The sequence below is a fragment of the Vibrio neonatus genome, from assembly GCF_024346975.1.
GTDB lineage: Bacteria > Pseudomonadota > Gammaproteobacteria > Enterobacterales > Vibrionaceae > Vibrio > Vibrio neonatus.
Map to the genome: position 1 here is coordinate 1,121,276 of NZ_AP024885.1, position 18,909 is coordinate 1,140,184.

Sequence of the window (18,909 nt, forward strand, 5' to 3'; positions counted from 1 at the left end):
GTGTTGAAAGATACCTTGGTTCTTTTTTTTGCGCAAAATTTGCACAGTCAGTGCATTTAAAATTGAGCTAAACGTTTGCGTTGTTTTACTGTGTTGAAGGTCACATTTCTAGGGTCTACAATTTAAAAATCTACTTTCTAATACAGAATTTAAATGAAATTTCCCGGCCAACGTAAGTCTAAACACTATTTTCCTGTCAACACGCTTGATCCTTTAGTCCCGAAAACCCACGCCAAAAGCAGTGTTAATTGCACTCATGTGGTGGGGATTGATCAAACTCTAGTGGACATCGAAGCTAAAATTTCTGATGACTTCATTGAAAAGTTTAATTTAAGTAAAGGTCATTCATTAGTTGTCAGCGATGAGGTGGCGGAAGCCCTGTATTCTGAATTGAAACAGCAACAGTTGATCACCAACGAATACGCAGGTGGCACCATAGGTAATACGCTACACAACTATTCGGTATTAGCGGATGATAAATCGATTTTATTGGGCGTGATGAGCTCTGACATTAAAATTGGTAGCTACGGATTCCGTTATCTTTGTGATACATCGTGCCGAATGGATCTTAACCATTTACAAGGGGTGGAAGGCGCGATTGGACGTTGCTTTACCCTGATCTCTGAAAACGGCGAGCGTACTTTTGCCATCAGTGAAGGGCAGATGAACCAGCTGCAGGCTAAAAGTATCCCAGAAGAGGTCTTTTCCGACGCGGCTGCATTAGTGTTAACCTCTTACCTTGTACGTTGTAAAGAGGGCGACCCTATGCCTGAGGCAACGATGAAGGCGGTAGAGTATGCCAAGAAGCACAAGGTGCCGGTAGTGCTGACCTTAGGCACTAAGTTTGTTATTCAAGATGATCCACAGTTTTGGGTGGATTTTATTGCAGAGCACGTTTCTGTAGTGGCAATGAATGAAGAAGAAGCTGAAGCGTTAACTGGGCTTAGCGATCCATTACTGGCGGCAGATAAAGTCTTAGATTGGGCGGATTTGGTGCTGTGCACAGCAGGCCCTATTGGGCTGTTTATGGCCGGTTATACCGAAGAGTCGGCTAAGCGTGAAACGTCTTTACCTTTGCTTCCGGGTACGATTGCTGAGTTTAATCGTTATGAGTTTAGCCGTCCGGCATTAAAGTCGGAATGCGCCGAACCTTTTAAAGTTTATTCGCATATCTCACCGTATATGGGCGGTCCGGAGAAGATCAAAAATACCAATGGGGCAGGGGATGCGGCTTTATCGGCACTGCTACATGATTTATCAGCCAACCGATTCCATAAGTCGAATATTCCTAATTCTAGTAAACACGTAAATGAATATTTAACTTACTCTTCCTTCTCACAAGTGTGTAAATATGCAAATAGAGTGAGTTATGAAGTATTAACTCAACACTCTCCACGCTTATCTAGAGGCTTGCCAGAAAGAGAAGATAGCCTAGAAGAAGTATATTGGGAAAGATAGATGTAATGACCTTTTATTTATTATGGTTATTGCGATAACAGTAGCGTTATTTAAGTAACACAATAAATGTTATAACATAACTTTTGTTGTGTGCTAGATAAAAGTATATCTAGATTTAGCGTACGCTGTCATTATTCTGTAATAAATCGTAGGCAATAAAAAAGCTCCTTAATAAGGAGCTTTTTTGCATCGAACGATAAATCTTATCAGCAATAATTATTATGCTTTGATTAAGAACTCGTCTAGAGATTTACCGTTATCAAGTTCAGTTTGAATCGCAGATGGAGTACGGCCTTGGCCTGTCCATGTTTTTTGCTCGCCAGCTTCGTTGATGTATTCGTATTTAGCTGGGCGCGGTGCACGCTTCGCTTTAGCTTTATTTGATTTAGATGAGTTATCACCTGCAACTACTGCTACTAGGTCTTCGATATCGATACCTTCGCTAATTAGTTGCTGTGCGTATTCAGCCAGTTTTCTTTCTTTTTCTTCACGTGCTGCGCGTTCTTCAGCTTCATTATCACGACGTTCTTCAACAACCGTGGTTAATTTATCAAGAGCTTCTTCTAGTTGCTCTAGTGTTAGCTCACGAGAGAAAGCGCGAAGGCTACGGATATTAAGGAGTGTTTTTGTAATTTCAGACATATTTGGGTCCCATCAGATTAATATCATCAACTAAAGTTGACATAGTAACGTGCACCGGTGTGCTACACAATAATTCGATTATATAAGAGCTTTGCTCAGAGTTAAATATAAAATAAATAAATTTTCACAATTAATAAAGTTAATTCGAAAATTATATTCACTATTTAAATGGAATTTATAAAGTATTACTTATATTAAATAATTCAAATTGTAACCATTTCTGCATATAGAAAGGCAAATATCAGCATCAATAAGCCTAAGGTGAGTCCTTGTAACTATCTGATATTTAGATGTAAATGGAGTTTGTAGGTCGGTGCTGTCTAGAATGATTCACCTTCATTATGGGTTAGGCTAACCGCCTATTAAGACAGAGGATTTGTCTTTCTATTGCTTTTCTATTTTTTGTTAGTAAAATGCTCCGCTCTTAGGACACCTAGTGGCATATTGAATTGTTGCAAAGTGTTTTCTAGGATTGAGGCGCAGTTATTATCAGTAGATAACAATAGGGTGATTCCGTTGTAATTGTTAACGAAAGGACTAACTGCCGAAATGAATGATTTAATCAGGATCATTTGTTGGGGTTATTTTCGAAAGAAGTAACACTGCCATAGTCTATTGTGTTGTTAAACTATGGAGCGCTATTGTGGGAATCTACCCTTGAGTAGATTGCTTATTCAACATCAAGTCGAATACTTCGCTGCAGTAGATCTCTTACCAATTATATAAAATAAGAAGATCATGAATTTATTGGATTTTGCATCATCTCCTATCTCTTTGGTGCCACCTTTATTGGCATTAGGGTTAGCTATTATTACCCGTCGTGTACTCCTTTCTTTAGGCACGGGTATCGTTCTGGGCGGTTTCCTTTTAGCTGATTACTCTTTCACTGGAGCATCAACTTACATTTTTAATACCGTTTATAGCGTATTTATCGAAGACGGCAGTATTAACTCATGGAATATGAGTATTGTCGGATTCTTATTATTGCTGGGCATGATTACCGCCTTATTGACTCTTTCCGGTGGCACTAGAGCGTTTGCGCAGTGGGCACAAGTTAAAGTAAAAAGTAAGCGTGGCTCTAAATTATTAGCGGCTTTTCTTGGGGTATTTATCTTTATTGATGACTACTTTAATAGTTTAGCAGTAGGGGCTGTGGCTCGTCCTGTGACTGACCGTTTTTATGTTTCCCGCGCTAAACTTGCCTATATTTTAGATTCTACCGCGGCACCTATGTGTGTGTTAATGCCTGCCTCTAGTTGGGGCGCATATATTATGACCATCATTGGCGGTATATTAGTGAGTCATAATATGACGGAATATTCGGCCTTTGGTGCTTACGTTCGTCTTATTCCAATGAACTTCTACGCGGTATTTGCCTTATTAATGGTATTTGCGGTGGCGTGGTTCAAAATTGATGTCGGCGCAATGCGTCATCACGAAATAAAAGCCTCCCAAGGTCGTGGTTTTGATGTAGAGGATGATAATTCATCTGCTGCGGATGACGAATTGGATATTGAGCAAAGTTCGAAAGGCTCTGTGGCTGATCTTATTTTACCTATCGTCACTTTAACGGTCGCAACTATCGTTGCCATGATGTACACAGGTGGCGTTGCACTGTCTGATAGTGGGCAGTCATTTACCGTATTAGGTGCTTTCGAAAATACCGATGTAGGCAGTTCACTTATTTACGGCGGTATTGTTGGTTTTGTAGTGGCGTTAATTACCGTGTTAAGACAGCGTCTTCCTGCCGCCGACATTGGTCGCACATTATGGATTGGTATTAAATCCATGTTTGGCGCAATTTTGATTCTTATTTTCGCATGGTCGATTGGTAGTGTTATTGGAGACATGAAAACAGGCTCTTATTTATCTTCGCTCGCTCAACAAGCCAATATTAATGCAGCCTTCCTACCTGTAATCTTATTTTTACTGGCAGGCGTAATGGCATTTTCAACCGGCACCTCATGGGGCACTTTTGGTATTATGTTACCAATCGCCGGTGATATGGCAGGGGCGACAGATTTAGGGCTGATGCTACCTATGCTTGGCGCTGTATTAGCAGGCTCAGTATTTGGCGATCATTGTTCTCCTATTTCTGATACCACAATCTTGTCATCAACTGGCGCACGTTGTAATCATATTGACCATGTATCGACGCAGTTACCTTATGCTTTGTCGGTAGCTCTGATCTCTTGTATCGGCTTTATTACGCTAGGGATGACTGAGTCAATTATCATTTCGTTTGCTGTGGCAAGTGTTGCGTTTGTTACTGTATGTTTTGGGCTTTCAATCTTGTCACGCTCTAAACTCACTTTTGGTAAAGCGTAAGCTCGTCGATTAAATGAGTGGATATTTTAAAGGGAGCCTGGCTCCCTTTTTTGCGTTTTAGAGTTGTGTATAAAGCTGAAATGGGGGATATATCCACGCAAGGCACTTCGCCTTCACAGTTTCGGCTTTGTTTTAGTTGTGATTAAAATGCGGTTATTCATCGGCAATCAGGCAACAAAATGGTGATAACAACCCCTCTTTGTGCAATAACATTTACCCGCTTGCATTAGAGGACGAATAAATTTCCAAATAAAACAATTTTTTCATAATTTAACTGTTGCAAAGTTTATTCGGCTTGGTTAGTGTGTTTGTACACCAATTGAAAAGAAAGCCTTAAATTATGCGCACATTAGATATGAACCATCATCATCACCATCACCTACCTTAATCTTTCGGGTGAGTTGCGCGTACCCGGGAGATACAGCTCTCGGTGGTTAAATCAAGCATTATAGATTTAAACCCTTGGGAGCTTAGCCCCAAGGGTTTTTTTCATTTTATCGATTATTAATTTTAAGCATCAGTACAGGGAATTTGCCATGCAAACACAACGTCTAAGAATCGCCATTCAGAAGAAAGGCCGACTAAGCAAAGAATGTCAGGAATTACTGAAGAAGAGTGGTGTTAAGTTTAATATCATGGGCGAGCGTCTGGTTGCTCATTCTTTAAATACTCCAATCGACTTGTTGTTAGTTCGTGACGATGATATCCCTGGTCTTATCATGGATGGTGTGGTTGATTTAGGCTTTATCGGTGAGAATGAACTAGAAGAAGTTCGTCTGGATCGTAAAGCAAAAGGCCAGCCATACGGATTCAAATCGTTACGTCGTTTAGACTTTGGTACTTGCCGTCTTTCTATTGCGGTAGACAAAGAGCTGAACTATGCAGGCCCGCAAGATTTAGCCGGCAAACGCATTGCCACAAGCTACCCGCACTTATTAAAAGCCTACATGGACGAGCAGGGCATCGACTTTAGCACTTGTATGCTAACCGGCTCTGTAGAAGTGGCTCCGCGCGCAGGTTTAGCCGATGGTATCGCCGATCTTGTTTCTACTGGTGCAACACTGGAAGCCAATGGCCTTAAAGAAGCCGAAGTGATCTTCCGCTCAAAAGCGACACTGATTCAACGCGATGGTGAGTTTGACCAAGATAAACTTGACCTTATCGACAAGCTACTTACTCGCATGCAAGGCGTTCAGCAAGCTAAAGAATCAAAATACATTATGCTGCACGCACCGCTTGACCGTTTGGAAGAGGTCACCGCTCTACTGCCTGGCGCAGAAGACCCAACCGTATTGCCTCTTTCAACTGATAAAACGAAAGCTGCTATCCACTTGGTAAGCTCAGAAAATCTGTTCTGGGAAACCATGGAACAGCTAAAAGAACTGGGTGCAAGTTCAATCCTTGTGTTACCTATTGAGAAAATGATGGAGTAAGTGATGAGAACCGTTACCTGGGAATCACTAAGCGCAGAACAGCAAAACGCTGTACTGCAACGCCCTGCAATCACTGAGGGTGCAAATATCACAGCCGCAGTTACAGCGGTTGTTGAGAGCGTAAAAACAGAAGGCGATAAAGCGCTACTGGATCTTACTGAAAAATTTGATGGCGTTCGTCCTGAGAGTATTCGCGTAAGCAATGAAGAAATTGATGCAGCTGCAGCGCGTCTGCCTGAGAAAATGAAAGCGGCGCTTAATCAAGCGTACAAAAACATTGGCGCATTCCACCAAGCGCAAAAACTGCCACCTTTGACAGTAGAAACTCAGCCGGGCGTAGTGTGTGAGCTTGTCACTCGCGCTATCAACACCGTGGGCTTATACATCCCTGGCGGAAGTGCACCATTGCCTTCAACAGTGCTAATGCTAGGTGTGCCGGCGCAAATTGCGGGTTGTAATAAAGTGGTGTTGTGTTCACCACCGCCAATTGCAGATGAAATCTTGTATGTGGCTAAACTGTGTAACATCGATGAGGTGTACAACTTAGGCGGCGGTCAAGCGATTGCGGCAATGGCGTACGGAACAGAAACTGTGGTTAAAGTGGATAAAATCTTTGGCCCAGGCAATGCCTACGTAACTGAAGCTAAACGCCAAGTAAGCAATGACTTCCGTGGCGCGGGCATTGATATGCCAGCAGGACCATCAGAAGTTATGGTGATTGCCGATGAAACCGCCGATGCTGATTTTGTTGCCGCGGATTTACTTAGCCAAGCAGAGCACGGCCCAGACTCTCAATCGATTTTAGTTACTACCTCAGTGCTATTAGCAGACAAAGTCACCGATGCAATACAGCGTCAACTGGCTGAGCTTTCTCGTAAAGAGATTGCCGAACAAGCCTTAGCATCAAGTTTAATTATCATCGCAGAATCATTGACTCAAGCGGTAGCGATTTCCAACTTCTACGGCCCTGAGCACTTGATCGTGCAAACGCGAAACCCAAGAGAGCTATTGCCACTTTTGGATAACGCAGGTTCCATTTTCTTAGGTGACTGGTCTCCAGAATCCGCCGGTGATTATGCGTCAGGGACTAACCACGTATTACCGACTTATGGCCACACTCGCACCTACTCAAGCTTAGGCCTTGCTGATTTTAGCAAACGTATGACAGTACAAGAGCTGACTCAAAATGGCCTTAAAACGCTAGCGCCAACGGTTGTGACTATGGCGGAAGCTGAAGGTCTTGATGCGCACAAACGTGCGGTCACCATTCGCGTGGAAAAACTGTTAGCCGCAAAGTAGGAAAGAAGTAGACATGGAAAAGTTAGCTCGTAAACAGGTTCAGGCTTTAACCCCTTACTTATCTGCACGCCGCATTGGTGGCTCAGGTGATGTATGGCTAAACGCCAATGAATCACCTTTTGATAATACCTATACATTAGAAGCATCCAGTCTAAACCGTTATAGCGATTGTCAGCCACCACAGCTTATCAATGCTTACGCGGCCTATGCGGGTGTTGCTCCAGAGCAGGTGTTAACCTCGCGCGGCGCAGACGAAGGCATTGAACTTCTGGTACGTGCCTTTTGTGAGCCGGGTGAAGATGCTATCGTGTATTGCCCGCCAACCTATGGCATGTATGCAATTAGTGCAGAAACTATCGGTGTGGAGCGCAAAGTCGTTCCATTGACCGATGAGTGGCAATTGGATTTACCCGCCATTGAACGTAGCCTAGACAAGGTCAAGTTGGTGTTTGTTTGTTCTCCAAACAACCCAACGGGGAATTTAATCAACCGTGATGACATCATCGCGCTACTTGAGATGACTCAAGATAAAGCGATTGTAGTCATGGACGAAGCTTATATCGACTTCTGCCCAGAAGCTTCTACGGTTGATTTGCTAAAAGATTACCCGCATCTTGCTATTTTGCGCACTATGTCAAAAGCATTTGCACTGGCAGGGCTTCGCTGTGGTTTTACCTTAGCCAACGAAGCATTAATTAACGTACTGCTAAAAGTGATTGCGCCTTATCCAGTGCCAGTACCAGTGGCCGATATTGCGTGTTTGGCACTGTCCAAAGAAGGCCTTGAGCGAGCGACTTCCCAAATTGCTACTTTGAATGAAAACCGTGCATATTTGGCAACTGAGCTAAATAAAATAGCGAATGTGACTGTCTATTCAGGCTTTGGTAACTACCTATTAATCCGCTTCCCAGACGGCGATGCTTTGTTTAAAGCCGCTTGGGATGCAGGCATAATTTTACGTAATTCACCTATTCAAGATTGCGTTCGCATTAGCATTGGTAGCCGTGAAGAGTGCAACAAAACATTAGAGTTTATTAAGACCCAATTGGCTCAATTTGCCGCGTAGGACGCCGCATTAAAATAATAAGGAAGAACAATGAGCACACCGCAAAAGATTTTATTTATCGACCGTGATGGCACGTTAATTGTCGAACCACCTGTCGATTTCCAAGTAGACCGTTTAGACAAATTGCAGTTTGAACCTTTGGTTATCCCAAGTTTGTTATCACTGCAAGATGCAGGCTACCGCCTAGTAATGGTGACTAACCAAGATGGTTTAGGTACTGACAGTTATCCGCAAGCAGACTTCGACGCTCCCCATGATTTGATGATGCATATTTTTGAATCACAAGGCGTGCGTTTTGACGAGGTACTGATTTGTCCTCACTTTAACGAAGACAACTGTACTTGCCGCAAACCTAAACTGGGGTTGGTGAAAGAGTACTTGCAACAAGGCAAAGTGGATTTTAAAACCTCAGCAGTGATTGGTGATCGTGAAACGGATCTGCAATTAGCCGAAAATATGGCGATCAAAGGTATTCAGTACAATCCACAAACCATGAACTGGCCTGAGATTGTTAAGTCACTGACCACCAATCCTCGCGTTTCAGAAGTGGTTCGCACCACCAAAGAAACCGACATTCGTGTTGCGGTGAATTTAGATGAGATTGGCGGAAATAAAATCGAAACGGGTTTGGGCTTTTTTGACCATATGCTAGATCAAATTGCCACTCACGGCGGCTTCCAATTACAACTGAGCGTTGATGGCGACTTGCACATTGATGATCACCACACGGTTGAAGATACGGCGCTGGCGTTAGGTCAAGCTATCAAAGAAGCATTGGGTGACAAGCGCGGTATTGGTCGCTTCGGCTTTACCTTGCCAATGGATGAGTGTTTAGCGCAGTGCAGTTTAGATCTTTCAGGTCGTGCTTATTTAAAATTTGATGCCAAATTTAGCCGCGATGAAGTTGGCGGATTCTCTACCGAAATGGCAGGGCACTTCTTCCGCTCTCTAGCGGATGGTATGGCGTGCACACTGCATCTTTCGTCAGTAGGCGAAAATGATCACCACATTATTGAGAGCCTATTTAAAGCGTTTGGCCGCACATTGCGCCAAGCGATTAAGGTAGAAGGCACTGAGCTACCAAGTAGCAAGGGAATGTTGTAAGGAGTTGGCGTGGAAAATCAATCACAAACCGCAGTTATCATAGACACGGGATGTGCAAACGTCTCGTCGGTACGCTTTGCTATCGAACGTCTAGGGTATGATGTCACAGTATCAAAAGATCCTGCCATTGTATTAGCCGCAGATAAGCTATTTTTGCCGGGCGTTGGCACAGCCAGTGAAGCGATGCGTAATTTGCAAGAGCGCAACCTGATAGAACTGGTTAAGCAGGTTGAAAAGCCTATGCTTGGCATTTGTTTAGGCATGCAGTTGTTAGGTAAGTTGTCAGAAGAGAAAGGACAAAAAGCGGATGAAATTGTCCCTTGTCTTGGCTTATGTGACGGCGAAGTTCGCAAATTAGACAGTAAAGAAAACCCACTACCACATATGGGTTGGAACACCGTCTCTGCCAAAGAGGGACACCCTCTATTTAAAGGCATTGAGTCAGGCGAATACTTCTACTTTGTGCACAGTTTTGCTATGCCAGAAGGGGATTACACCATCGCCAGTTGTGACTACGGCAGCCGTTTTAGTGCTGCGGTGCAAAGTGGCAACTACTATGGGGTACAATTTCACCCAGAGCGTTCTTCCAAAGCAGGCTCGCAACTGATTAAAAACTTTTTAGAGCTGTAATGCTCGAACTATAACGACTTTAGGGATTTGAAGTGATTATTCCAGCATTAGATTTAATTGAAGGTCAGGTGGTTAGACTGTATCAAGGCGATTACGGTCAGGTAACTGAATACAAGGTAAACCCGGCTGAGCAATTTAATTTGTACCATCAGGCAGGTGCCAATTGGTTGCACCTAGTGGATTTAACCGGCGCTAAAGACACTAACGCACGTCAACTAGACTTGATTGCCAAACTGCTAAAAAGCACGCCAGCTAACATTCAAATTGGCGGCGGCGTACGTTCAGAGCAAGACGTTATTGATCTGCTCGATGCAGGCGCTGAGCGAGTAGTTGTGGGTTCTACAGCCGTAAAACAACCAGAGCTTGTCAAAGCGTGGATGGAAAAATACGGCCCAGAACACATCGTACTGGCGCTTGATGTCAATATTGATGAAGCAGGTACGCGCAAGGTTGCTGTATCCGGTTGGCAAGAAGATTCGGGCGTGACCATTGAAGCCTTGATTGAAGACTTTTTAACCGTAGGCTTAAAGCACGTATTGTGTACCGATATTTCAAAAGACGGCACACTGACAGGCTCAAACGTCGACTTATACGTAGATCTTTGTAAGCTCTACCCACAAGTACACTTTCAATCATCCGGTGGCATCGGCAGTTTAGATGACATCCGCGCCCTGAAAAACACAGGCGTACGCGGCGTGATTGTAGGCCGAGCGTTACTTGATGGTAAGTTTACTGCCGAAGAGGCGTTTGCCAGTTGGGAAAGCGCAGAGTAACTCGCTTTTAGCTTACTAGCCTAATTATTGAAACCACTTAGCTTTATCAGTTAGGTGGTTTTTTGTTTTGTGGGTAAGGACAAAGACAAGAGCGAGAATAAGGATAAGAAGAAGTAGGTTGTCGTTTTTGTTCAATCTTGTGCTGCGTTTTTTATTTAGGATTAAGCCAACTTAGCGAAAGGTCACTCACATTGAGCGTACTGCGCGTAATTTTTAGATATGGCTTATACGATGTTAAATATAGTAAAAATAGACACCATTGACGCTCTGCATTCCTTAAAAGCGGAGTACTTTGCGCAAACTCACGCCCCTCTTGATGGCATGTGGCACTTTGGCTTTGTGCCAATGTCGCAGCACTACGCTTTTTATGAAAACGATGTGCTGGTGGGCTTTTGCTGTGTAAATAGCGATGGCTATTTATTGCAATATTTTCTCTCTCCACAGGCGAGTACATCAGCTTCGGATTTGTTTACCTTAATTGCGCAGCAAGACAGCAAAGTGATTGGAGATGTCAGTGGTGCGTTTGTCAGCACGTGCGATCCTAGCTTCCTCTCTTTGTCTTTAGATAATGCGGCTTCTAGTTCGGTCAATACGTTGCTGTACTGCGGCGTAAAGCAAGGCGTGAATGAAGAGGCAGGTATTGACCTGACATTAGCCACTGATGATCACTTGAGCCTGTATGTCGATTTTGCCGCGCAAGCGATTGGCGCGCCAAAAGAGTGGCTCACTGGTTATTACGGTAACTTGATTGCAAGACAAGAGCTATTTGGTTATTGGCAAGACGGTGAGTTAGTGGCAACAGGAGAGCGTCGCAAGTTTGATGAATTTCAGACTCAATATGCTGATTTGGGTATGATCGTTTCCGCGCAGCACAGAGGACAAGGAATTGCCACTAAGGTAATTAAGGCTTTAATTGCCAATGCTGTAGCGGAGCAGTTAATACCGATGTGCTCTACCGAAAAAACAAATATCGGCGCACAACGCGCGATTGAAAAAGCAGGCTTAGTGAGCAAGCACCGCTTGCTACAAGTGCAGTTTGAAACGCTGTAATTAGCTTGTATGTCATGATGCTTATTTAACGTAATAGGCATCATGGCTTGTTAATCTGCTACTATCAGCGTAATTGGCTTTTTCACAGTCTCGAGATAAAGGAACCCATGCTTCATTGGATAATCCCTGCCACCGATACATGCAGTGAGCTTGTAGAGCGTTATTGGTTTATAGAAAAAACCATAGATACTGACAGTAGCTTTCCTAAATTAAACCCTGATCCTTGCGCGCATTTGATTATCACGCCTAACTCGTATTCGTATAGCAGTGATGAAGGCGCTATCTCTGGTCAAGGGAGTCACTTTTTGTGCGCTCATCAAAGTACGTTCGAGCTTGATCATTGCAAAGCATTTACTCATTTAGGAGTTAAGTTTCGCACTGGCGCGCCATATGCACTTTCTGAAAACAATGAACATTTCACCGCACTTGACCAAGTCATCGAACTTTCAGTGAATGATTTGTTGTCTATTAGCGATGAAGAACAAAGACAAATGTATGCGCTGGCAAGAAGTGATAAAACACAATGTGTTGCGATGTTAGAGCGCTACTTACAGCCGTGGCTGGCACGCTCGCAAAGCGATCAGCACAGTAAACTGGTAAGCAAAGTCTGTGATGAGCTGCAACATGTCTCTATCTCGGAACTCGCCAGTCAATTATTTTGCTCACAGCGCACCATTGAGCGCAGTTTTAGACGGGTCACAGGGCTGACATTAAAACAATATCAGGCGATGACTAAACTGGAGCTGATGTTAGAACATCTTCATCAGAAATCACCCGCCGACATTGATTGGGTCGATATCGCGTTTGAATTTGGCTTTAGCGATCAGCCACATTTAATCCGCTATCTAAAAAACCAAATTGGCACTACGCCAAAGAAATACGCTGCGAATAGAGGCTTTACTATCGATATTTATGGCGCGGTAAGCTCCCATGAATGACGGCAAGTGATTAAACGAGCAGACTCGATTAATCACTTAACAGCACTTGCTGCATGCTCGCTAGGCTTTGTTCAAAGTAAGGATTGTAAGTAAGGCGGGCGTGTATTTTACCTTCCTCTACATAGCCATAAGACGAATACCACACAGTCGCGCCATCTAGGCATTGCACCTCTAGCTCCGTCCCTTGTCCATTATTACACAGCCGATTTTTGCCATTCACGCCATATTCTGGATTACTCGGTGAAAACAAGCCTGCCATATGCGATCCCTCGCTAATGCGCTGTTCGGGTAAGTTCATGTTGTAGGCGGTGGTACGTGCTTTGAGGGGAGGATTACTGCCTAGCCAAATTAACTGTGAATTGGGGTTATCAAAACGGTTCGCAAATTGTTCCACAGCAAAGTATTTATCCACAACCGTGTCGCCTTCACTGATTAACATAAATACAGGTTTCGAGTATTTAGGAGTAGATTTTAGTGCCTGTTGCACGCGCTGAGTTGTCTCATAATAGCTAGCGGCTGCCGTCATCGGCAATGAATCGTAACGCAGATAATTGGTCTCAGGATCTTGGTCAGCCCACTCAATTACATATTGTGCGTACTTAGCCATAGGTAGCAGATCTGAACTGCCGTTAAAGGCAGGAGAGTACAAAATTAATCCCTTGATGGCGCTGTCTGTTAACGCATAGCGAGTGACGATATTTGCCCCTGTAGAATAACCGCCAAGCCAAACATTGTCTGACTCTTGTTGAAGCAAGGCGATTTGATGCCCCACGCTTTGTTGCCATATATCCGCCGATACCAGTTTAAGATCGCCCACTTTAGAGCCATGCCCTGGAAGTAGCACAGTCCTAACTAAATACCCTTTGCCACTTAATCGCTGCGCAATATCAGAAAAAGAGTAGGGCGAATCACCTAAACCGTGCACCAAAAGGATAGCCTCACCATTGGGTTTGCTAGGGCGATATTCTTGCGGTGAGTTCAAGGCAATTTCTCTGTCTATGTCATCGGTAATAAAATTTCGTTCAAGCTTCATCCATTGTTGAGTCTCTAATACATACTGTTCAAAGCTGGCTTGTTGGTAGGGGCTCAATGTGTCAGCACTTTGATAGTGGTAAGGCACATCGTTGTTAGAGCCACAGGCTGTGACTGAGGTGATAATAACAGGTATTAGAAAGGTGGGTATTTTACTCATGGAATTGGTTTATGCCTGCGGTGTTAACGGACTGAACGTTATATAGTACTTTCTCTGCACTCATATGCAATCAATCTGCCATAAAGTACGTTGTACCTTTCATTTAGGCTAAATAGGCCTTCATTATTTTTAACTAGAACGATACGAGTAAATACAAATAGGCATCTTTTACAGAGTATCTCGCCTAGATTAGCCCCTGCTTGAACGCTACAGTATTCACATACTGTTAATGGCATTACCATTGTGAAAACGTTCATTTTATCTATAGGGGTTAGTATGGTTCTTGCGACATCATCATTTGCGAACAACATCGGTTCAGATTTAACCCAAACTCAAAATACCGTTCAAGATGCTGAGGGTAACATTTACCGCACCGTTAAAATTGGCGATCAAGAGTGGTTGGCAGAGAACCTAAGAAGCACTCAATTTCAAGACGGTTCAGCTGTGAATACAGGGTTTATTCCAAAAGATGATCAAGCCAACCTAGCTAAATATGGCCGCTTATACAGTTGGCATGATGTGACGGACGCTCGCAAGTTATGCCCTAAAGGTTGGCGTGTCGCCACTGATGATGACTGGAAAGTATTAGAACGCGCTATGGGTATGCCAGAAGAGCAACTTGACCAACAAGGCTGGCGCGGCGCAAAGCAACATATAGGCTTGCAGTTAAAAGAAGCTCAGTCTCAAGGCGTATTTAATAAGTTTGCCCCGTCCTTGGTCAATAAACGTCATTTCTCAGCTCGTCCAGCGGGGGTAAAGTTACACGGGTTTTATATCACTCAAGGTGTCTATACTGAGTTTTGGACCGCAAGCAGCACCACAGACAAGCAAGGCATCATACGTACCCTTGCATACTCTTGGTGGAATACACACAAAAGTGAAATTCGCCGTGCAACAAGCTCAAAGGACTATATGTTTTCGGTTCGCTGTGTGAGAGTTGATTTGAACACGCCTAATTAACTAGGCGTATCTATACCTAGCCCCTAAATATCAGCCTCTAATACATCAACTCTTTCGCCTTCTTACTATCAAACTCAGCCAAGAACTTCTTAGCCAATCTGCGCATAGACGGTATTTTCAAAATTTGTTCTAGGACGGTGACGGCGTAGATCCAAAAGATGGATGCTTTTAATACTAAGACGACAAACGCAAACAGGGGCAGGGCAATGACCCAACGGGTAACAAAATTGATGTTAAAGACAGCGGTGGTTTTGCCTAATGCGCGTAACACCTGTCCGTGTACGGTTACGTAGCCTTGAATCAGTGGCATTAGGATGTACAGTGGCGCGATGCTTTTTAGGGCGTCATAGGTAACTTGTGAATGTCCGGGGTAAATCTTTTCCACCACTAAGCTTAATATAAACGAGGCACAGGCAATGATCATTGAGACGCCAACGGTGACGCGAATGCTGAGTGCAACGTCTGAATCTAAGGTCTCTAAGTTGTTAGACCCGATGGCTTGGGAGATAGTAATGGCAGAGGATACTGCCCAAGCGACAACAAATTGCGCTAAAGCGGTAAGCCAAGGTGTGATCATGACTACTGCGGCATACGATTCTGTGGGCAGTTGTGCGTATAACGCGTTATAGAGCGCCATCCCCATCGTCAGCACCACCATGTTGGCGGCAATAGGGAATATCTCTTTAAAGTGCAGAACGACATTGCTGCGTATGCCTTGCACTGCTTGTGCAAGCGAAAGGTGCGCTGTTTTTTGATATTTAAGGCACAGCAAAAGAAACAGCATTCGTAGCCCAAGCGCAACGACCGATCCAAGAGCGGCACCTGCAATGCCGATACCGGAAAAACTGCCAATGCCGTGAATAAGGTAGTAAGACGCAACGGCGTTAATTGGCATGGTGAAAAGGTAACTGATAAGGGGCATTTTGGTTTTGCCCATTGCATTAAAGAGCGCAATCGATACCTGAGATACCCCCGTTAGCAGTAGAGTATATTTGATAATTGACAGATAAGCGTCGATATCATCATACAGATCCACGTTATGGCTCAGCAGTTTTATGATTGGCCATTTAAAGAGCGTAATTAAAAGGAAGAACACCAAAGCGAAAGAGAGGTTAATCATCATCCCAGATAAGAATGATTTTGAGATGAGCTCGTTCTTCCCTGAACCCACTGCGCGCGATAATACATTCTGTGAACCATTGGCCAGCGCGTTTTGCATCCCCAGCATTAACGCCACTATGGTACTGGCGATACCCATAGAAGCCAGCGCTCCTTCACCAAGGGGAGAAATCAGCAAGGTGTCTATCATCAACATGCCTTGCATCAACAGGGCGTTGATGGCAATAGGCCAAGCCATTTTGATGTTCTTTTTAATGTACTGATTATTTTTGCTGATCATGGATACTCTTTCTTACTAGTACAAAGCAGGTCGCTACCTAGCTTTGGCTATGCTGTTTTTATGGGCATTTGTTGAATAAATAGGGTAACGGTGTGGGAGCATGAAAAATTGACGCTCGCGGAGGTTAATCTTCGCCAGTATACGTTACCTAGGCTAAGCATAATTGTGAGCTCGCTTATGATTATCTGCAATAGGATTGGAACTGATATTCCATTTATAGGGTAGATAGTGATGATCAGCTTGCTTAAATGCTGCTATAGGTTGATGTTTCTTGGCTTTATCTACTCTTTATGCATTCCATTGAAAGCGTGCCAGCGTTACCTTTCGAGCGATGGAATAGGGATAAACTTTACTTTTTGTCTTTTTATGTATTCCAAAAATGTGTACATTGTCTTTATGAATTAACGATTTAGCCATGCATAAAAATTCGTGAATATTCAGCTTTCTTGATGGAAACACACACCTTTGTTGTGACTGACTTTTTCTCATGCTGATTTAGTATCGATTTTTGTAGGCTATGAAAATTTTAAATGGAGTTAACATATGTTATTTCAAAGACTTAATGGTGGCTTGTTAGATGTTAGCTAAGAGAATAATTCCTTGTTTGGATGTTCGTGATGGACAAGTCGTAAAGGGCGTTCAGTTCCGCAACCATGAAATCATTGGTGATATTGTTCCTCTAGCGCAGCGATATGCTGAAGAGGGTGCTGATGAATTGGTATTTTATGATATTACCGCCTCTAGCGATGGTCGTGTGGTCGATAAAAGCTGGGTTGCTCGCGTGGCCGAAGTTATCGATATTCCATTTTGCGTAGCAGGTGGCATTAAGTCAGCAGAAGACGCTTCACGCATTTTAGAATTTGGTGCTGATAAAGTATCAATTAACTCACCGGCATTGGCAAACCCTGAGCTGATTACCCATCTAGCCGATAAATTTGGCGTGCAATGTATCGTAGTGGGCATTGACTCCTTCTTTGATAAAGAGACAGGTAAATATCAGGTTTATCAGTTTACTGGTGATGAAGTGCGCACCAAAGCGACTCAGTGGGAAACCAAAGACTGGGTACAAGAAGTGCAGCGTCGCGGCGCAGGTGAAATCGTGCTTAACATGATGAACCAAGACGGCGTTCGTAACGGCTATGACATTACTCAATTAAATATGGTACGCGAAGTGTGTAACGTGCCTTTGATTGCCTCTGGCGGCGCAGGTGCGATGGAGCACTTTGCTGAAGCCTTTAATAAAACAAACGTAGATGGTGCATTGGCAGCATCTGTATTTCATAAACAGATCATCAATATTGGTGAACTGAAGCAGTACCTGAAAACCCAAGCAGTAGAGGTAAGAATATGAGTTTAACATTAAGTGAGTTAACAACGTTGGCTGAACGTATTGACTGGGATAAAGTTGATGGTTTAGTGCCGGCGATTGTTCAGGACTTTACCTCTAGCCAAGTATTGATGATGGGTTACATGAGCCCAGAGTCGCTGCAAAAAACGGGAGAAACAGGCCTTGTGACTTTCTTTTCTCGCACTAAGCAATGCTTATGGACCAAAGGTGAAACCTCTGGCAACGTATTGAAGCTTAAAAACATTTCATTAGATTGTGACAACGATACTTTGCTTGTAAAAGTGAAGCCAGTAGGGCCAACTTGCCACAAAGGCACTACAACTTGTTGGGATACTGATTCTCAAGAAGAGTCGCAAATGGTTTGGCTTCATCAACTTGAAACTCTATTGGGTGAGCGTAAACATGCCGATCCAGACTCTTCCTATACCGCTAGCTTGTATGCCCGTGGCACCAAGCGTATATCGCAGAAAGTGGGCGAAGAAGGCGTTGAAGTCGCGCTTGCGGCGACGTCGGGCGATAAGGCGGAATTAGTCTGTGAATCGGCTGATCTTATCTACCACTTGTTGGTACTGTTACAAGATCAAGGCTTGTCGCTCAATGACGTTGTGAACAAACTAAAAGAACGTCACAAATAAGTCTAGCCCCAAGTCCATCTAGGTCTAAGCTTATCTAGGTCTAAGCTCAGCGACAAAAAAACCATTTCCCAATCTGTGTTGGTGAAATGGTTTTTTATTGCCTAGACAACAGCAAATTTAAGCGCCGCAGCATTTCTTAAATTTCTTACCGCTACCACATGTGCAAGGATCGTTACGACCGACCATGGTCTTTTTTACCGCTAAAGGGTAGTCGTACATTTCGCCGTCAATGTAAAACCATTGCCCATCTTCTTTTACGAAACGTGATTTCTCAGTGAAACTGTACTGACGTTTATCTTCTGTGAAATAAGCATTAAAAGTCACAAAACCTTCGTTGTCGTTACTCCCTGCTTCACTGTTGACAACTTCAAGTTTTGACCAGTCACCCTGCACAGATTGCGCAATTGCATCCGCGTCACCGCCTGCATTACAGCTTGGATGGTAGGTTTGAATAACAAAATCAACCAAGTTTAATTCATGGGCACAATAGCGTGCGCGCATCAGTTGCTCTGGTATTAAGGCGTTTTTAGGGTTGAGATGAATAGGTTGACAGCAATCATGGTAAGGCTTATTGCTGTGACAGCGACACAAGGCGGTGGCAATAGAGTTCATAAATCAAAGTATTAAGTGACAAAGTGGCTTTGATTATAACAC

General features: G+C 43.6%; 17 protein-coding genes, 1 riboswitch and 1 other annotated feature. Of the genes, 13 read left to right on the forward strand and 4 right to left on the reverse strand.

The features are described from left to right. The first annotated feature begins 153 nt into the window (after positions 1 to 153). Entirely contained in the window at positions 154 to 1,458 is a 1,305-nt protein-coding gene (locus tag OCU38_RS05180; RefSeq protein ID WP_261824026.1) for an inosine/guanosine kinase, read from the forward strand. 219 nt (positions 1,459 to 1,677) lie between these two features. Here OCU38_RS05180 and OCU38_RS05185 read toward each other — a convergent pair whose 3' ends face one another. Beyond that, complete coding sequence (locus OCU38_RS05185) at positions 1,678 to 2,100, reverse strand: H-NS family histone-like protein (RefSeq protein WP_261824027.1); 423 nt, start codon at positions 2,098 to 2,100, stop codon at positions 1,678 to 1,680. Between the two features lie 464 nt (positions 2,101 to 2,564). Further along, positions 2,565 to 2,749, forward strand: a riboswitch (Lysine riboswitch). 89 nt (positions 2,750 to 2,838) lie between these two features. Between OCU38_RS05185 and OCU38_RS05190 the strand changes: the two genes are divergently transcribed. From OCU38_RS05190 to OCU38_RS05230, 9 genes are all read left to right on the forward strand, one after another. Beyond that, the gene (locus OCU38_RS05190; protein WP_261824028.1) at positions 2,839 to 4,428 is read left to right on the forward strand and encodes a Na+/H+ antiporter NhaC family protein; all 1,590 of its coding nucleotides are present in this window, start codon (positions 2,839 to 2,841) and stop codon (positions 4,426 to 4,428) included. Between the two features lie 363 nt (positions 4,429 to 4,791). Then, positions 4,792 to 4,920: a sequence feature (His leader region), on the forward strand. Positions 4,921 to 4,964: 44 nt separating this feature from the next. Next, positions 4,965 to 5,861, forward strand: coding sequence for an ATP phosphoribosyltransferase (hisG, locus tag OCU38_RS05195; protein ID WP_023404803.1), 897 nt, complete (start codon positions 4,965 to 4,967; stop codon positions 5,859 to 5,861). Between the two features lie 3 nt (positions 5,862 to 5,864). Further along, positions 5,865 to 7,160: a histidinol dehydrogenase gene (gene hisD, locus OCU38_RS05200; RefSeq protein ID WP_261824029.1), complete on the forward strand. Its 1,296-nt coding sequence runs from the start codon at positions 5,865 to 5,867 to the stop codon at positions 7,158 to 7,160. A 13-nt stretch (positions 7,161 to 7,173) separates the two neighbouring features. Beyond that, on the forward strand, positions 7,174 to 8,226 hold the full coding sequence (gene hisC, locus OCU38_RS05205) for a histidinol-phosphate transaminase (RefSeq protein WP_261824030.1): 1,053 nt from the start codon (positions 7,174 to 7,176) through the stop codon (positions 8,224 to 8,226). Between the two features lie 30 nt (positions 8,227 to 8,256). Then, positions 8,257 to 9,330 (forward strand): bifunctional histidinol-phosphatase/imidazoleglycerol-phosphate dehydratase HisB, encoded by a 1,074-nt coding sequence (gene hisB, locus OCU38_RS05210; protein ID WP_261824031.1) that lies wholly within the window; start codon positions 8,257 to 8,259, stop codon positions 9,328 to 9,330. Between the two features lie 9 nt (positions 9,331 to 9,339). After that, positions 9,340 to 9,960 (forward strand): imidazole glycerol phosphate synthase subunit HisH, encoded by a 621-nt coding sequence (gene hisH / locus OCU38_RS05215; protein WP_261824032.1) that lies wholly within the window; start codon positions 9,340 to 9,342, stop codon positions 9,958 to 9,960. Positions 9,961 to 9,992: 32 nt separating this feature from the next. Beyond that, the gene (gene hisA, locus OCU38_RS05220; protein ID WP_021713053.1) at positions 9,993 to 10,733 is read left to right on the forward strand and encodes a 1-(5-phosphoribosyl)-5-[(5-phosphoribosylamino)methylideneamino]imidazole-4-carboxamide isomerase; all 741 of its coding nucleotides are present in this window, start codon (positions 9,993 to 9,995) and stop codon (positions 10,731 to 10,733) included. A gap of 231 nt (positions 10,734 to 10,964) precedes the next feature. Beyond that, the gene (locus tag OCU38_RS05225) at positions 10,965 to 11,783 is read left to right on the forward strand and encodes a GNAT family N-acetyltransferase (protein ID WP_261824033.1); all 819 of its coding nucleotides are present in this window, start codon (positions 10,965 to 10,967) and stop codon (positions 11,781 to 11,783) included. A 107-nt stretch (positions 11,784 to 11,890) separates the two neighbouring features. Beyond that, on the forward strand, positions 11,891 to 12,721 hold the full coding sequence (locus tag OCU38_RS05230; RefSeq protein ID WP_261824034.1) for a helix-turn-helix domain-containing protein: 831 nt from the start codon (positions 11,891 to 11,893) through the stop codon (positions 12,719 to 12,721). A gap of 28 nt (positions 12,722 to 12,749) precedes the next feature. Here OCU38_RS05230 and OCU38_RS05235 read toward each other — a convergent pair whose 3' ends face one another. Beyond that, complete coding sequence (locus OCU38_RS05235) at positions 12,750 to 13,913, reverse strand: alpha/beta hydrolase (protein ID WP_261824035.1); 1,164 nt, start codon at positions 13,911 to 13,913, stop codon at positions 12,750 to 12,752. Between the two features lie 276 nt (positions 13,914 to 14,189). Between OCU38_RS05235 and OCU38_RS05240 the strand changes: the two genes are divergently transcribed. After that, positions 14,190 to 14,873 (forward strand): fibrobacter succinogenes major paralogous domain-containing protein, encoded by a 684-nt coding sequence (locus OCU38_RS05240; protein ID WP_261824036.1) that lies wholly within the window; start codon positions 14,190 to 14,192, stop codon positions 14,871 to 14,873. A 37-nt stretch (positions 14,874 to 14,910) separates the two neighbouring features. Here the strand turns inward: OCU38_RS05240 and OCU38_RS05245 are convergent, their stop codons facing one another. Continuing rightward, positions 14,911 to 16,230 (reverse strand): MATE family efflux transporter, encoded by a 1,320-nt coding sequence (locus OCU38_RS05245; RefSeq protein ID WP_261824238.1) that lies wholly within the window; start codon positions 16,228 to 16,230, stop codon positions 14,911 to 14,913. A 619-nt stretch (positions 16,231 to 16,849) separates the two neighbouring features. Between OCU38_RS05245 and hisF the strand changes: the two genes are divergently transcribed. Both hisF and hisIE read left to right on the forward strand, forming a co-directional pair. Further along, positions 16,850 to 17,623 carry an imidazole glycerol phosphate synthase subunit HisF gene (gene hisF / locus OCU38_RS05250; protein WP_152821144.1) on the forward strand — a complete coding sequence of 258 codons (774 nt, stop codon included), beginning with the start codon at positions 16,850 to 16,852 and terminating at the stop codon, positions 17,621 to 17,623. Then, complete coding sequence (gene hisIE / locus OCU38_RS05255; protein WP_261824037.1) at positions 17,620 to 18,255, forward strand: bifunctional phosphoribosyl-AMP cyclohydrolase/phosphoribosyl-ATP diphosphatase HisIE; 636 nt, start codon at positions 17,620 to 17,622, stop codon at positions 18,253 to 18,255. The genes hisF and hisIE overlap by 4 nt, the downstream gene beginning before the upstream one ends. A 117-nt stretch (positions 18,256 to 18,372) precedes the next feature. On the opposite strand, the gene OCU38_RS05260 is transcribed toward hisIE, so the two are convergent. Beyond that, complete coding sequence (locus OCU38_RS05260; protein ID WP_261824038.1) at positions 18,373 to 18,867, reverse strand: YchJ family protein; 495 nt, start codon at positions 18,865 to 18,867, stop codon at positions 18,373 to 18,375. Positions 18,868 to 18,909: the final 42 nt, after the last annotated feature.